General features: G+C 65.4%; 15 protein-coding genes and 1 tRNA gene. 3 read left to right on the forward strand and 13 right to left on the reverse strand.

Going from position 1 to position 15,336, the window contains the following annotated elements:
* Window positions 1–6: 6 nt before the first annotated feature.
* The 4 genes from VA613_RS04465 to ispB form a co-directional block, all read right to left on the reverse strand.
* A complete protein-coding gene (locus VA613_RS04465) occupies window positions 7–1,107 on the reverse strand; it encodes a transglutaminase-like domain-containing protein (protein ID WP_324780657.1) in 1,101 nt (366 codons plus the stop codon).
* A gap of 49 nt (window positions 1,108–1,156) precedes the next feature.
* Complete coding sequence (gene selA, locus VA613_RS04470) at window positions 1,157–2,581, reverse strand: L-seryl-tRNA(Sec) selenium transferase (RefSeq protein WP_324780658.1); 1,425 nt, start codon at window positions 2,579–2,581, stop codon at window positions 1,157–1,159.
* Window positions 2,582–3,002: 421 nt separating this feature from the next.
* Window positions 3,003–3,079 (reverse strand) — tRNA-Pro (locus tag VA613_RS04475).
* 84 nt (window positions 3,080–3,163) lie between these two features.
* Window positions 3,164–4,132 carry an octaprenyl diphosphate synthase gene (gene ispB, locus VA613_RS04480; protein ID WP_324780659.1) on the reverse strand — a complete coding sequence of 323 codons (969 nt, stop codon included), beginning with the start codon at window positions 4,130–4,132 and terminating at the stop codon, window positions 3,164–3,166.
* Window positions 4,133–4,300: 168 nt separating this feature from the next.
* Between ispB and rplU the strand changes: the two genes are divergently transcribed.
* The 3 genes from rplU to cgtA all read left to right on the forward strand — a co-directional run bounded on the left by rplU (window position 4,301) and on the right by cgtA (window position 6,027).
* Window positions 4,301–4,612 (forward strand): 50S ribosomal protein L21, encoded by a 312-nt coding sequence (gene rplU / locus VA613_RS04485; protein WP_324780660.1) that lies wholly within the window; start codon window positions 4,301–4,303, stop codon window positions 4,610–4,612.
* Window positions 4,613–4,624: 12 nt separating this feature from the next.
* Window positions 4,625–4,888 (forward strand): 50S ribosomal protein L27, encoded by a 264-nt coding sequence (rpmA, locus tag VA613_RS04490; protein WP_324780661.1) that lies wholly within the window; start codon window positions 4,625–4,627, stop codon window positions 4,886–4,888.
* A gap of 80 nt (window positions 4,889–4,968) precedes the next feature.
* Window positions 4,969–6,027, forward strand: a complete 1,059-nt coding sequence (gene cgtA / locus VA613_RS04495; RefSeq protein ID WP_324780662.1) for an Obg family GTPase CgtA — start codon at window positions 4,969–4,971, stop codon at window positions 6,025–6,027.
* Here the strand turns inward: cgtA and VA613_RS04500 are convergent.
* The 9 genes from VA613_RS04500 to VA613_RS04540 form a co-directional block, all read right to left on the reverse strand.
* On the reverse strand, window positions 6,024–6,296 hold the full coding sequence (locus tag VA613_RS04500; RefSeq protein ID WP_324780663.1) for a hypothetical protein: 273 nt from the start codon (window positions 6,294–6,296) through the stop codon (window positions 6,024–6,026). The two genes, cgtA and VA613_RS04500, sit on opposite strands and share 4 nt — an antisense overlap.
* A 66-nt stretch (window positions 6,297–6,362) precedes the next feature.
* A complete protein-coding gene (locus VA613_RS04505; RefSeq protein WP_324780664.1) occupies window positions 6,363–8,480 on the reverse strand; it encodes a nitric oxide reductase activation protein NorD in 2,118 nt (705 codons plus the stop codon).
* Window positions 8,481–8,496: 16 nt separating this feature from the next.
* Window positions 8,497–9,309 (reverse strand): CbbQ/NirQ/NorQ/GpvN family protein, encoded by an 813-nt coding sequence (locus tag VA613_RS04510; protein WP_324780665.1) that lies wholly within the window; start codon window positions 9,307–9,309, stop codon window positions 8,497–8,499.
* An 11-nt stretch (window positions 9,310–9,320) separates the two neighbouring features.
* Entirely contained in the window at window positions 9,321–9,764 is a 444-nt protein-coding gene (locus VA613_RS04515) for a DUF4124 domain-containing protein (protein WP_324780666.1), read from the reverse strand.
* A gap of 4 nt (window positions 9,765–9,768) precedes the next feature.
* Window positions 9,769–10,680: a YkgJ family cysteine cluster protein gene (locus tag VA613_RS04520; RefSeq protein WP_324780667.1), complete on the reverse strand. Its 912-nt coding sequence runs from the start codon at window positions 10,678–10,680 to the stop codon at window positions 9,769–9,771.
* A 183-nt stretch (window positions 10,681–10,863) separates the two neighbouring features.
* Window positions 10,864–12,885: an adenylyl-sulfate reductase subunit alpha gene (gene aprA / locus VA613_RS04525; protein WP_324780668.1), complete on the reverse strand. Its 2,022-nt coding sequence runs from the start codon at window positions 12,883–12,885 to the stop codon at window positions 10,864–10,866.
* A gap of 21 nt (window positions 12,886–12,906) precedes the next feature.
* Window positions 12,907–13,392, reverse strand: coding sequence for an adenylyl-sulfate reductase subunit beta (aprB, locus tag VA613_RS04530; protein WP_324780669.1), 486 nt, complete (start codon window positions 13,390–13,392; stop codon window positions 12,907–12,909).
* Between the two features lie 122 nt (window positions 13,393–13,514).
* A complete protein-coding gene (gene sat, locus VA613_RS04535) occupies window positions 13,515–14,723 on the reverse strand; it encodes a sulfate adenylyltransferase (protein ID WP_324780670.1) in 1,209 nt (402 codons plus the stop codon).
* Between the two features lie 166 nt (window positions 14,724–14,889).
* Window positions 14,890–15,303 (reverse strand): hypothetical protein, encoded by a 414-nt coding sequence (locus VA613_RS04540; RefSeq protein ID WP_324780671.1) that lies wholly within the window; start codon window positions 15,301–15,303, stop codon window positions 14,890–14,892.
* Window positions 15,304–15,336: the final 33 nt, after the last annotated feature.

A 15,336-nucleotide genomic window follows, 5' to 3' on the forward strand; every position in this document is an offset into this window, starting at 1 on the left:
ATCGCCTCAAGCGGTGATTTCCTTCGCGCTCAGCGCATAGGCAAAGCCGGCAGGGTCGAGACTGTCGAGTCGTCCCTTCGCGTTCTCGCCCTGCGGGTACATGAGAAAGGGAATCGGCGCGCCGGCGGAACCCGGCAGCTTCAGATCATGGGCGAAGTTGTAGGCGAGCCAGTTCATTTCCCATGCGCCGAAAAGCTTCTGGCGCACGGCGACCACCCTGGCGTCCGCCAGGCTCAGATTGCCGGGCGGCTCCTCCAGTACCACCTTGCGCACGTCGGCGGGATCCACCGGCACCCAGCCGAAGTCCGTCAGCCAGACCTCGGCTCGGCAATGCTGTGCCTTGCTGATGTCTCCGCTCTTGCCGAGGCACTGGTAGCCGAAGCGCGAGTCGGCGACGCGTATGCCATAGACATCGCGCGCCGGCAGGCCGACGGCATGCGCGAGGCCGACAAAGAGCGAGTTGAGGTCGGCGCACTTGCCGCTGAGGTCGCCGGTTTCCAGCATGAAGCGGATGTCGCCCAGGCCGCAGCCGCGGGTCTTGGGGTTGCGCTGGGTGTTGTCGACGATCCACTCGTAGATCGCCCGGGCCTTGTCGAGGTCGGTCCGTGCCCCCCGGGTGATTTCGAGCGCGGACTTCCTGACTATGCCGTCAGTGGGCAGCAACGCGGTGGGCCTGGTGTACAAGCGGCGCGTGGCCGCATCCAGGGGGGCGACCTTGCCTGGCTGGCCGAGATCGATGGCGCGGTCACGCGTGGCAAAGCGGCTCACGACTTCCAGCATGGGCCTGGATTCGCCGGCCTCCCAGCGGGCCGCAAGCATGCGCGCGCCATAGATGGGGTCGCGCCATTCCTGCACGATGCTGGCATTGCCCTGCCAAAGATTGCCCATGGGCCTGATCCAGTCGGCCTCTTCCACCGATGGCAGGGGTACCCAGGCCCGCGTTACGCCATCCGCGGTGGGCTCGACGTGCGTGGTGACCTCGAACACCCGCCAGCCGTGGCTCGGACTGGGCGCGAAGCTTGGGTCGGCCGCACCGGCAAAGCGGTCGAACCCGAACCCGGCCGCGGCCACTGCCGATGTTTTGAGGAAAGTACGACGATCCATCATTGCGTTCCTCCTTTTGAATGAACCGCCGCGGTGCGGAAGCCACCGTGGCTTACCTGCCTCCGGAGAGGCTGCGTGATGCGCCGAGTCGACTCAGGGCCGAAAGCCGGGCAGCGAATTCGGGTTCCTCGTCGGGCGCGAGACAGCGCAGGTCCAGCAGCAGCGCGCCGTCCTCGATGCGGCCGACGACCGGGCGTTCGAGGCCGCGCAGCGCGGCCTCGATGCGGTTGAGCACGCCGCCTTTCCTGCCCTGCGCGCGGACGGCGAAGCCGGCCGAGGGCAGGCGGTCGACCGGCAGCGAGCCCGAGCCGATCTGCGACTTGAGCGACGCGATTTCCACGTCGACCGGCAGGGAAGCCAGGGCGGCCTGCAGGACAGGCAGCAGCCGTTCAGCCGCCGCGCGAATCTCGGCTTGCGGGCGAGTGAGCTGGCCGAGCGCCGTCAGCCGCTCGTGCAGGCGGTCCGGGTCGCGGTAGAGGCGCAACACCGCTTCCAGTGCGGCGAGCGTGATCTTGCCCACGCGCAAGGCGCGCTTGAGCGGGTTCTTCTTGATCTTCGCGATCAGATCCCGGCGGCCCACCAGCAGCCCCGCCTGCGGGCCGCCCAGGAGCTTGTCGCCGGAGAAGGTCACCAGGTCCGCGCCGGCGGCGAGGTTCTCGCGCGGGGTCGGCTCGTGCGGCAGGCCCCAGCGTTCGAGCTCCGTCAGCGTACCGGAGCCGAGATCGACGACGAAGGGCAGGTCGTTTGCATGCGCCAGATTCGCCAGCTCGCTTTCCGGCACCGCGTGGGTGAAGCCCTGGATCGTGTAGTTGCTGGCATGCACCTTCATCAGCATGGCGGTGCGCGGCGACAGGGCTTCGGCGAAGTCTTCCAGATGCGTGCGGTTCGTGGTGCCCACTTCGACGAGCTTCGCACCGGCGCGCTTCATGATGTCGGGCACGCGGAAGGCGCCGCCGATCTCGACCAGTTCGCCGCGCGAAACAATCACTTCCTTCTTCTGCGCCAGCGTGTTGAGCAGCAGGAAGACGGCGGCGGCATTGTTGTTGACCACCGTCGCGGCTTCGGCACCGGTGAGCTCGCACAGCAGGTCGCTGACGACGTCGTCGCGGTCGCCGCGCCCGCCACTCCCGATGTCGTATTCGAGCGCACAGGGGCTGCGCGCGGCCGCGACCAGCGCCGCGACCGCTTCCTCCGGCAGGGGCGCGCGGCCGAGATTGGTGTGCAGCACCGTGCCGGTGAGGTTGTAGACCGGGCGCAGCTTGGGGGTCGCCTGCGTCCTCGCATCGGCGCCGATGTCTGCGACCAGGCGTGCGGTCCCCGGCAGCGGCGCGCCGGCGCGGATCGCGTCGCGCGCCTTGGCCAGCGCAGTGCGAACGAGCTGGGTGACGATGGCGCGGCCGTGGATATCGACGAGCGAGGCGACCGCGGGCTCGGACAACAGGCGATCGACGGAAGGCAGCTGCGAGAGCGGATTCATGGCTTCACCCGACCGGGCAGAAACGGGAATGTCTGGATTCTAGTCGCTAAAAACCGGATGGTGCGGTGACCGGGCTTCCCATGCCCGCATGCGGCATGCCCTGGCTGCCCGCCGGCAGGCGAATCCCGCAGCCGGCGCGCATTCGGCTGGCCGCAGGAACGGATCGGGAAGCCAATGAGTCGGCCTGTCGGGCCCGGCTGCCGAGGTATGCAAGAGCCTGCCGCCGGGAGCGGCTCCCCGCGCGGGCCATCCGAGCGGGGCCGGCTGCCCAGGGGAAACGCTTGCTGAAGCTTGCCAGCGCGCCGTGCTTGGGAATTGCGTGCAGCGAGACCGCTTGTCGCACGAGCCGGGTACTTCAGCGAGACACCGGAATTCAGGCTGCCAGGGGCCGGCAGGCCGTCGAATCGGCTGTAGGAAATCGTGGTCGGGGTGAGAGGATTCGAACCTCCGACTCCTGCGTCCCGAACGCAGTACTCTACCAGGCTGAGCTACACCCCGAGGCAGATGGCGGGTCCAACGTGCGCTGAACCCTGGCTTGTAAAACTACCGGGAAACGTTCCAGAAAACGTCTTTGCGTCGCGGTCAAAAACTGCGGTCAACCGCGAAAGCCGCTAATTGTAGCAAAGCTGATTTGGAATTTGAATCCGGCAACGAAGAAATTGCTTCGTTCGCCGTCTGGATTTCCCGCTGCGCGACCTCACGCGTGTACTGCAGCGCGCGCGTATCCTTGATGGCGGCGAGCACGCTCTGGAATTCGGTCAGGCCGCCGTGTTCGATGGCCTGGCGGATGCTGGCTGCCTGTTCCGGGGTGCCGTGCTTCATTGCATACAGCAGCGGCAGGGTGGGTTTGCCTTCAGCCAGGTCGTCACCGATGTTCTTGCCGGTCTTGAGGAAATCACCGGAGTAGTCCAGCACATCGTCGATCAGCTGGAACGCGGTGCCAAGATGCATGCCGTAGCGCGCCAGCGCGTCCTTTTCCGCGTCGCTGCCGCCACCGATGACGGCGCCCAGCCGGCTCGCGGCCTCGAACAGCTTGGCGGTCTTGTAGCGGATGACGCGCAGGTAGTGCTCTTCGTCGATGTCGGGGTCGTGGCAGTTGAGCAGTTGCAGTACCTCGCCCTCGGCGATGATGTTGGTGGCGTCGGACAGGATGCGCATGACTTCCATGTTGTCGATTCCCACCATCATCTGGAAGGCGCGCGTATAGAGGAAGTCGCCGACCAGCACGCTGGCGGCATTTCCGAACAGGGCGTTGGCGGTTTCACGGCCGCGCCGTAGTTCGGATTCGTCGACCACGTCGTCATGCAGCAGCGTCGCGGTATGGATGAACTCGACGACCGCCGCCAGTTCGTGGTGCGCGCGCCCCGAATAATCGAAGCAGCCGGCCGACAGCAGGACCAGAGCCGGACGCAGCCGCTTGCCGCCGCTGTTGATGATGTACTCGGAAACCTGGCGGATCAGCACCACGTCGGAATACAGGCTTTGGCGAATGACATGGTCGACGGCGCGCATGTCGTCGGCCAGGAAGGATTGCAGGCTCTCCAGGGACACGATAGGGCAGGGGCGTTGGTAAATCCCGCCATGGTAGCAGCCCGGCCGCGGTTTTTCACCGCGCGCGCCCGGATAATCGTGGGCGCGGCCCGTCAAAGCGTTTGACTTGGCACTTCTTCGCCGCTAGAATTTCGCGTTTTCCTGGGTTCGAATTGGTTGGAGACCCCCATGTACGCAGTCATCAAAACCGGCGGCAAGCAGTACCGCGTGAGCGCCGGCGACAAACTGAAGATCGAGAAGCTCGATGCCGACGTCGGCAGCGAAATCACCTTTGACCAGGTCCTGATGGTGGGCGACGGCGCCGACATCAAGATGGGCGCGCCCCTGCTGCGCGGCGCCACGGTCAAGGCCACGGTGCTCAATCAGGCCCGCGGCGACAAGATCAAGATTTTCAAGATGCGCCGTCGCAAGCACTATCGCAAGAGCCAGGGCCATCGCCAGTACTACACCGAAGTGCAGATCGCCGGCATTTCCGCATAAGGAGCACACAACATGGCACACAAGAAAGCAGGCGGCAGCTCGCGCAACGGCCGCGATTCGGAATCGAAACGCCTGGGCGTCAAGCGCTATGGCGACCAGCTGGTTCAGGCCGGCAACATCCTGGTTCGTCAGCGTGGCACCCAGTTCCATCCGGGTGACAACGTCGGCATCGGCAAGGATCACACCCTGTTCGCCAAGGTCGCCGGCACCGTCAAGTTCGAGATCAAGGGCGCAGCCCGTCGCAAGACGGTACGCATCGAGCCGGTCGCGGCCTGATCGATTTGCACTGAATCCGACTTGACCGCCAGAAAGCCCTGTCCGCCGGATGGGGCTTTTTTGTTTGTGGGGACTTTCCAATGAAATTCATCGACGAAGCGAAAATCCAGGTCATCGCCGGCAAGGGCGGCGACGGCAGCGCTTCGTTCCGCCGCGAGAAGTACATCCCCAAGGGCGGTCCGGACGGCGGCGACGGCGGGCGCGGCGGCAGCGTGTACGCCGTGGCCGACTGCAACATCAACACCCTGGTCGAATTCCGCTATACGCGCATCTTCAAGGCGCAGAAGGGCGAGAACGGGCGCGGCGCGCAGTGCTACGGCAAGGGGGGTGAGGATCTCACCATCCGGGTGCCGGTCGGCACGGTGTTCACCGATCTCGACAGCGGCGAAGTCGTGGCCGACCTCGCCGAGAACGGGCAGACCGTGTGCCTGGCGCGCGGCGGCAAGGGCGGGCTCGGCAATATCCACTTCAAGTCGAGCACCAACCGTGCGCCGCGCCAGCACACGCTGGGCGAGCCGGGCGAGGAATTCGAGCTGGGGCTGGAACTGAAGGTGCTGGCCGACGTCGGCCTTCTGGGCATGCCCAACGCGGGCAAGTCGACCTTCATCCGCGCCGTGTCGGCGGCGCGCCCCAAGGTGGCCGACTATCCGTTCACGACGCTCGCGCCGAATCTGGGCGTGGTGCGGGTCGACAGCGAGCGCAGCTTCGTCATCGCCGACATCCCCGGCCTGATCGAGGGCGCCGCGGAAGGCGCCGGCCTGGGGCACCAGTTCCTGCGCCATCTGCAGCGCACCCGCCTGCTGCTGCACCTGGTCGACATCTCGCCGCGCTGGGAAGGCGGCGATCCGGTGCGCGAGGCGCGCGCGATCGTCGAGGAACTGAAGAAGTACGACCAGGCGCTCTATGAAAAGCCGCGCTGGCTGGTGCTGAACAAGCTCGACATGGTCGACGAGGCCGAGCGCGAGGCGGTGGTGGCGAAGTTCGTTGCCGATTACGGCTGGGACGGCCCGGTGTTCGCGATCTCGGCGCTCGATGGCACCGGCTGCAGCGCGCTGACCTACGCGGTGATGGATTACCTCGACACGCAGGCGCGGCCCGCGGCCGAGGTGGATGCGCCGGCAGAGCCGGCCGGCGACTAGGGCTCCTGGCCTTCTTCGTCCGCGTCGCCGCCCACCCGCTTCCAGTCGTTTTCGACCAGCGTGACCTGGTAGCGGGCCCAGCGCGCAAACTCTTCCGGGCTGCAATGGCCCTTCTTGCGGCGGCACGTGCCGGCGATGCCCTTGAAGTGATACACGATCGTGCCGGTCGCCGCGTCGGCGGCGATCTCGGCGAGCTGGCGCACGCCCCAGGTGCGGCCGTAGGCGCCGTTGCTGTAGAAATATCCCACTTTCAGTTCGTCGATTGACATGGGCCTGGCCTGGTTACCTTCTCCCGCGGGCGGGAGAAGAATGCGGAGAGGGGGAGCGTAGCAATTTCATGTCGTGATGCGGCGGTAGATGTCGGTCACTTTTACGGGCAATTGTCGCACGTCGTCGAGGATGATGTAACGCGCCGCGCCGTACATGTGCGGCAGGTAATCGCGGGCGTCGCGGTCGAGCGTGATGCAGAAGGGGTGGATGCCGGTGCGCGCGGCTTCCAGCAGCGCCATGCGGGTATCCTCGACGCCGTACTGGCCGCGGTAGACGTCGAAGTAGTCGTCGGGGCGGCCGTCGGACAGGGTCACCAGCACCCGCGTCTTCGCCTCGACCTGATTCAGGAGCTTGGTCATGTGCCGCAGTGCGAAGCCCATGCGCGTGTATTCCTGCGGGCGGATGCCGGAGATGCGCGCCTTCACCTCGTCGTCGTAGCGGTCGTCGAAGGTCTTGATGCGGAACAGTTCGCAGCGCTTGCGCGTGGTGCCGGAGAAGCCGTAGATCGCGTAGCGGTCGCCGAGCAGTTCGAGCGCCTCGCACAGCAGGATCAGGGCCTCGCGCTCGGCCTCGTTGATCCAGCCCTTGGTCGAGCCGCTCATGTCGACCAGGAAGGCGACCGCGATGTTGCGCTCCGCGCGGTGCAGCCGCACGAACAGGCGGTCGCTCATCTCGCGGCCGTCGCGGGCGTCGGCGAGCGCCTCGACCAGCGCGTCGAGGTCGATCTCGTCGCCCTGTGCCTGCCGCTTCTCGAAGCGGTTCTCGTCGCGCAGCGCCTCGAACTTGCGGCGCAAATGGCGCACCAGGCCGGCGTGGCGGTCGAGCGTGTCGCGCACGAAGCCATCGTAGACCGGAGCGACTGCCTTCTCGCGCATGGTGCACCAGTTCTTGCGGTAGTGCTGGCGTCCGTGATCCCACTCGGGGTAAAGCTCGGCGCCCTTCTCGTGGTAGGTGCCGTGCCACACGGCATCAGGATCCTCCGGCCGGTCGAACACGAGATTGGGGTCGTATTCGCCTTCGCCCGCCGGGACGAGGTAATCGGGCGGAATGTCGCCGAAATCCAGATACACCGAAGTCAGCAGCTGCTTCACGTCGTCGGGCGGCGCGACCGGCGCGCCGTCGAGCGTGATGTCGAAATCGAGCGCACCGTTCTCTTCGCGCGGCGTCGCGTCGATCGCGGGTGGCGCCGGCGGGGCGGCCGCGTCCTGCGCCTTGGCGGCGGCGTGTTCGTCCGCGAGCTGCGCCAGCTTGACGCGCAGGCGCGCCTTCTCCTTGTCCAGGCGTTGCGCACGGGCCGCGGCGACGGCATCGGGGCGCAATTCCCCCTGGAAGCACCAGGCCGGAAAATCCGGCAGATGATAGGCGCGCTCGAGGAGCGCGAGGCTGTCTTCGACCTGCGCGTCGGACGCACGCAGGCGCTCGGCCAGCGGCTGCCATTCGCCTGGAAGCGTGTCGCCCAGGATGCCCATGAGCCGCTGGATCTCGCGATGCAGGCCCGGCAGCTCGCGCGCGATGCAGGCGGTCAGGCGCAGGGTCTCGAGCGCGTTGAACTGCTGCAGGGCGCGACCGGGATGCGGATAGCCGGCGCAGGCCGCGGCGAGGTCGGCGCGCAGTGTGCCGAAGCGCGTCTGCGCCCACAGCAGGGCGACGGTCGCCTTCGTCAGCTTGAAGTTGTCGTCGCGGCTCGGCAGCCGCGTCGTGATGGCGGGCAGGACGATCTTCTCGCTGTCGGTGTAGATGCCGTCGCCCTGTTCGATCTTGAGCTTGCGGCCCGCGAGCCCGCGCACGAAGTTGCCGAGCACGCCGGCGATGTCGTCGAAGAGCGCCCCTTCGGTATGCGTCTGCCCCGCGCGTGCGTAGCCGTCGACCTGCTCGGCGATCGACAGCGCGGCATAGATGCCGGCGCGATCGTAGGTGTCGCACAGCTGCACCGCCCACGCCTCGATCGCGCGCGGGTCGAGACGGCGGATCAGGTCCGGCGCCCGCTTGGCGAAATGGAAAGCCAGCGTGATGTGGGTACTGGCGACGCGGCGGATCCAGTCGAGCACGAAGTCCTGCTCGTCGCGTTCGAGCCTGGACAGCGCGCGCGCGACCGGGCCGACGGCATGGAAGGTGAATTCGGTCTCCAGCCAGACGTCGAGCAGCGGCTCGATCTCGGCACGGGTCAGTTGCGGGCTGGCCATGGGCCGCGGCGTCGCGTCAGAACAGCGAGGACGAGAGTTCCTGGATCGCGGTCAGCATGTCGGCGTCGTCGGTGACCGCTTGCGCCACCGCACTGCGGCACGCCACCACCGGATCGACGCCGCTGGAAATGAGCTTGCCGGCATGCACCAGGAGCCGCGTCGATGCGCCTTCCTCGAGGCCGCTGCCCTTGAGGTTGCGGGTCATCTGGGCGAACCTGACCAGCTTTTCCGCCATGCCCGCGTCGATGCCCGATTCGTTGACGACGATGCGGCGCTCCAGCTCGGCTGCGGGATAGTCGAACTCCAGCGCGACGAAGCGCTGCCGGGTAGACTGCTTGAGATCCTTCAGCACGCTCTGGTAGCCCGGGTTGTAGGAAATCGCGAGACAGAACTCGGGCGGCGCCTCGACCAGCTGGCCGAGCTTCTCCATCGGCAGGGTGCGGCGGTCGTCGGCGAGCGGGTGGATCACCACCATGGTGTCCTTGCGCGCCTCCACGATTTCATCCAGATAGCAGATGCCGCCAGCACGCACCGCGCGGGTGAGCGGGCCGTCGACCCACACCGTTTCGCCGCCCTTCACCAGATAGCGCCCGACGAGGTCGGACGCGGTGAGGTCGTCGTGGCACGACACCGTGATCAGCGGGCGCTTCAGACGCCACGCCATGTGCTCCATGAAGCGCGTCTTGCCGCAGCCCGTCGGTCCCTTCAGCAGCACGGGAATCTGCTGCCGGTACGCCGCTTCGAACAGCTGGATTTCGTCCCCGATGGGCTCGTAGTAGGGTTCGCGTTCGATCAGGTGCTGGGCGGGGTCGAGAGTTCGGGCGTTCATGATCCAGGAGGTCAGAAGCAGCCGGCGCGCTGCTTCTTGCGTTCGATTTCCTTGGCTTCGAGGTTCCACGCGTCCATCTGCTTTTGCGTGTAGCCGTTGCGGCGGGCCTGGTCCATCTTGTCGAGCACACGCCCGAGCTTGTCGGACAGCGTATCGCACTGCCGCATCGAGCGTGTTGCGACCGGCTGCTTGCGGGGCGGTTCGGCAGGGTCGGTCTTCGGGGCCGGCGACGCCGCCCTGGCCCCGGAGGGGCGCGGCTGGACCGAGGCTGGCGGTGCGGCCGGGGATGGCGCGGGATCGACGTCGACCGTGCGGGCCTCGCGGGCATCGTGGCAGGGCAGGTTGGAATAGGTGACCCGGCCCCGTGCGTCGATGCACTTGTTGAGCGTGGCGCCCGCCGCCCCCAGGCTCAGGGCGAGAGCGGCGAGTGCCGGAAGGACGATCGCGGCGCGCATCGGGTCAATGGTCGCCTGCGTACTTCTCGTCCTCCAGCGCCATCTTCTGCTGGAATTCGGCTTCCTTCTGCTGCTCGGCCATCGCGCGACGGCGCGCGAGCCGCTTCTCGTAGGCATCCGGTCGCTCGTCGACGAACTTCTCGCCGAACAGCGTGTGGCGCAGGAAATTGAGGCCGAAGTCGAGCAGGGCCTCGTCGTCCGCGACGAGCGTCGCCATCACCTCGACCGGGATGTCGTAGGTCTCGTTGAAGCTCTCGCTCATGACGAAGGCGCGGAAGCGGTCGACGTCATAGCTCGCCATGAAGAACAGCTGGTTGGACACCGGCGTCGGCTTGCCGATCGCGGGGCCGGCGGACTTGCGCTTGACCACCAGCTGGCGCCAGGCGTGCGCCTTCCGGTCGTAGAGGTCGACGCCCTGATCGCGGCGGTATTCCTCGATGGTCTGCGTCTTGTCCTCGAAGTGCCCGAGGCAGTGGGGCTCCTTCACCAGCGCGTAGGCGGCGCGGTCGAAGTACTCGTCGGAGCGGCGCATGGTCAGCAGCGCGACCGGGTAGTAGCGGCACGCGGTGGGGCGGTCCTCGTAGACGCCGCAGCCCTCGGGCTTCATGAACTGGCAGGCGGTGCCGCCGTCGACCGGCTTCAGCTTGATGCCGGGCATGCCGTCCTTGTCCATCTCGAACGGCACGGAATACTGCTTGAGGAATTCACCCGAGGAGAGGTCGAGGCGCTTCTTCAGGCGCAGCACGTCGTAGGGGGTGAGCGGGATGTCGATGTTGGAACAGCAGGCGTTCCAGCACTTGACGTCGCGGTGGCAGCGGAACTGCAGCTTCGCATCCTCCGCCAGCATGATGGGTTTGACCGGGCTTCCCGCGAAGGGCGAGTCGGCGATCATGTCCTTGAATTCGGCTTCGTTCATTTCAATCACTACCTTCCGGGGCCGGGCCCCTTACTTCAAAAAACAGACAACACACGGTCGGGAACACGTAGGGTACGCGCTTTCGGCCGAATGCTGAACAACCCTGATTCGCTTGCGTGTTTCGTGGCCGGAAAAAAACCGGGCGCCATGAAGGCGCCCGGAGTTCACTGCCGATTCAAAGGATCAGTGGGCAGCGGGCTTGAACAGCTTGGACTTGTCGACCAGATCCACGTGGGCGCGCTTGAAGCAGTTCCACTTCTTGGAGTTCTTGTCGTACACCGAGTTCACGAAGCAGTGCCAGTTCTCCTCGTCGACGAAGTTCTTGTCGGCGCGGTAGTAGAAGCCGGGGTAACGGCTTTCCTGACGGAACTGGATGTGCTGCATGTGGGCTTCCGCCGTCAGGATGCGGTGGTAGTTTTCCCAGGCGCGGAGCAGCTCGTGCAGGTCCTTCGCACGCATCTTCTCGGCGTCTTCCTTCAGCATTTCCAGCTTCTCTTCGGCCACCTTCAGCATCTTGTCGTTGGTGGTGTAGTAGGTCGCGACACCGGCAACGTACTCGTCCATGATCTTCTGCAGGCGGAACTGCAGCATCTTGGGCGTGATGTAGTTGGGGTTGACGTCGATCGCCGTGGTGTAGTCCTTGAACTCGAGGTAGGTACGCACCGGCTTGTAGATCTCCTCGACCAGCTGCTCGACCGGGGTGTCGAGCTCGGGCTTCAGGTCCTTGTTGTCGATGCAGTACTTGACCATGGACTTGGCGCACATGCGGCCTTCGGCGTGGGAGCCGGAGGAGAACTTGTGGCCGGACGCGCCCACGCCGTCGCCGGCGGTGAACAGGCCCTTGACCGTGGTCATCGAGCGGTAGCCCCAGCTCCAGCCCTTCGGCAGGTGCGCCGGGATCTTGTCCTTGTCCGCGTGCAGCTCGTCGGTCGGGGCGCCGATGTCGGTCGGACCCGAAACCCAGATGCCGCAGCAGCCGGAGTGCGAGCCGAGCAGGTAGGGCTCGGTCGGCATCAGCTCGGAGTTCTTCTTCTCGGGCTCGATGTTCTCGCCGACCCAGATGCCGCACTGGCCGACGCACATGTCGAGGAAGTCTTCCCAGGCTTCGGCTTCGAGGTGCTTCACTTCGCGCGGGGTCAGGGTCTCACGCAGCTTGGCGAGGGCGGTCACGGTGTCCATGTAGATGGGGCCGCGGCCTTCCTTCATCTCCTTCAGCATCAGGTGGTTGCGCAGGCAGGACGCCGGCACCGCAGCCTGGCCGTAGGGGGGGTAGTCGTTCAGCAGTTCCTTGTTCTTCTGCATGTAGACTTCGCCGTTGGCGTTGACGGCCTGGGCCTTGAACAGCAGGAACCAGGCGCCGACCGGGCCGTAGCCGTCCTTGAAGCGGGCGGGCACGAAGCGGTTTTCCATCATGGTCAGCTCGGCGCCGGCTTCGGCAGCCATCGCGTAGGTCGAGCCGGCGTTCCACACCGGGTACCAGGCGCGGCCGGTGCCTTCACCGACGGAGCGCGGACGGAAGATGTTCACGCAGCCACCGGCGGCCAGCAGGATGGCCTTGGCCTTGAACACGAACACCTTGTGGTCGCGCGTCGAGAAGCCGACGGCCCCGGCGATGCGGTTGGGGTCGTTCTTGTCGTTGACCAGCTTGACGATGAACACGCGCTCCTGGATGCGGTCCATGCCGAGCGCCTTCTTGGCGGCTTCGGCGACGATCCACTTGTAGGATTCGCCGTTGATCATGATCTGCCATTTGCCGGAACGCACGGGCTTGCCGCCGTCCTTCAGCGCGGGCAGGCCCTGCGAGCCGTCGTGGCGCTCGCCGTTCTCGTCGGTCTTCCAGATCGGCAGGCCCCATTCCTCGAACAGGTGCACGGAGTCGTCGACGTGGCGGCCGAGGTCGTAGGCGAGGTCGTCACGGGTGATGCCCATCAGGTCGTTGGAGACCATGCGGGCGTAGTCGGCGGGGTCCTGCTCGGTGCCGATGTAGGTGTTGATCGCGGACAGGCCCTGCGCGACGGCGCCGGAACGGTCCATCGCGGCCTTGTCGACCAGCTTGATCTTGAGGTCCATGCCGAGCTCGGCCTTGGCGGCGTCGGCCCAGCGCATGACTTCGTAACCGGCGCCGCAGCATGCCATGCCACCGCCGATCAGGAGGATGTCGAGGTCCTCCTGGACAACTTCGGGATTACCAAATTCTCCAGCCATTTCCAAATACCTCTTGTCAGATTACTTGCGGATCAGTTCTGCGGGGTTGCCCGGGCGGTAGCCCTTGGTGATGCCGCCGTCGGCCGAGCCGGTGAAGAAGCCGATCGCGGTGATGTCGGCCAACTTGGCAGTCGGCTTGCCACCGTACGGATCGATCGAGCCCTCGGGCGTGGTGCGGATCGGGAACTTGAAGCGCTTCAGCGTGCCGTTGCGGAACTTGATGGTCCACATGATGGAGTCGGAACCGCGCAGGGGCTGCACCATGCCGCCCAGCGGCACGACGTCGGCGTAGTGGCGGGCTTCGATCGCCTGCTGCGGGCAGATCTTCACGCAGCTGTAGCACTCCCAGCACTGCTCGGGTTCCTGGTTGAACGCGCGCATGGCGTGGCCAGTTTCCGAACCGTCCTTGTCCAGCTTCATAAGGTCGTGCGGGCAGATGTACATGCAGGCGGTCTTGTCCTGACCCTTGCAGCCGTCGCACTTGTCGGTACGAACGTAGGTTGGCATTAACGTCTCCTTGAGTTAGCTAACAATCCGCGTACGTCGCGGTCCGTTTTTTCGAACTTCCACCTGACCTTGGCCGGGGCGACTCGCGAATCCGCTTCCGGCAGGTTTAAGTCACGAATGCTTTACGCGGCCGAGTGTCCCTTCAACTCGATCTTCACGTTCTGTTCGGCGGTCAGGCCCGCGTAGTACTTCTGAAGCACCTTGGCCACTTCCGGGCGGGAAAACTCGACCGGCAGGTCCTGGCCTTCGGAAAGCATGGCGCGGACCTTGGTGCCGGACAACAGGATGCGGTCTTCCTTGGTGTGCGGGCAGGTGCGCTGGCTGGCCATGCCGCCGCACTTCTTGCACCAGAAGGTCCAGTCGATGTTCATGTTCTTGGTTTCGAGCGCGTCCTTCGGGATCTCGTCGAAGATCTTCTGCGCGTCGAACGGGCCGTAGTAGTCGCCGACGCCGGCATGGTCGCGGCCGACGATCAGGTGCGAGCAGCCGTAGTTCTGGCGGAACAGCGCGTGCAGCAGCGCCTCGCGCGGACCGGCGTAGCGCATGTCGAGCGGATAGCCGGCCTGGATCACGGTGTTGGGGGCGAAGTAGTTGTCGATCAGCGTGGCGATCGCTTCGGAGCGCACTTCGGCGGGGATGTCGCCCGGCTTCAGCGCGCCGAGCAGGGAGTGGACCAGGACGCCGTCCATGGTCTCGATGGCGATCTTCGCCAGGTATTCATGGCTGCGGTGCATCGGGTTGCGGGTCTGGAACGCGGCGACCTTGGACCAGCCCATGGCCTCGAACTTGGCGCGGGTTTCGGCCGGCGTCATGAACTGTTCGCCGTATTCTTCCTTGAAGTTGCCGGTCGACAGGACCTTGACCGGGCCGGCCAGGTTGTACTTGCCCTGGGCCATGACCATCTTGACGCCGGGGTGCTCGAGGTCGGTGGTCTTGTAGACCATCATGCACTCGTGCGCCTTGTCGATGGTGTACTTGTCGGTGATCTTCATGGTGCCCATGATCTCGCCGGTCTCGCCGTCGACCAGGGCCACCTCGCTGCCTTCCTTGATGGTTTCGTCGTCGGTGGAGAGCGTGATCGGAATGGGCCAGAACAGGCCGCTGGCCATCTTGTAGCCGTCGCAGACGCCCTGCCAGTCGGCCTTGGTCATGAAGCCGTCGAGCGGGGTGAAGCCGCCGATGCCCATCATGATCAGGTCGCCGGTCTCGCGCGAGCTCATCTTGAGCTTGGGCAGGGAGGCGGCGCGGGCTTTTTCGGCGGTGAGCGCGTCACCCGTCAGCAGCAGGGGCTTGAGTTCTCCGCCGCCGTGGGGGCGTACCAGTTTGGACATGCTGTCTCCTCGGACTGTATGGGGATATTGGAGTCCGGGCAGAATAGCACTGGCCTACAGGCGTGAATAATCCTTTATTTTTATTTGAGGATAAGCAGGTTTGATATTCGCGCGCACCAAATAAAAAGCCCGGGCGAACCGGGCTTTTTATTTTGAGATCAGTTATTTACGCGTCGAAGAAGGCGGGCATGTCGGTCTGCTCGGTCTTGATGACGTCGACCCAGCACGGCTTGGTGTCCCCCCCGGCGGCGGCCAGTTTCTTGGTCTCTTCGTAGAGCATTTTCCAGCGGTTGTAAAGGCAGTCGCTGACCTTGCGCATGCCCGAATCGAAGTAGGAATTGTGCAGGTCGCCGACCGTGCGGGTGAAGGACTCCATCTGCTCCAGCAGGTTGTGCGGGTAGCCGTGGCGGTTGGGGTCGGCGTACTTGACCATCTCGCGCTTGACCGCCCGCACGAAGACCTTCTGGCCTTCGGTCAGGTCTGCCTCGGTGCGCGGGCTGCCGCCGGCATTCATCAGTTCCTGGATGAAGCCGTTGAGGCGTTCGCCGAAATCGAAGTTGGCGTAGTCGACGTTTTGCATAAATCCTCCGTTGTTCAGATGGTGCCTTTGCAG

This window comes from Thiobacillus sp. SCUT-2 (genome assembly GCF_035621355.1).
GTDB classification, from domain to species: Bacteria; Pseudomonadota; Gammaproteobacteria; order Burkholderiales; family Thiobacillaceae; genus Thiobacillus; species Thiobacillus sedimenti.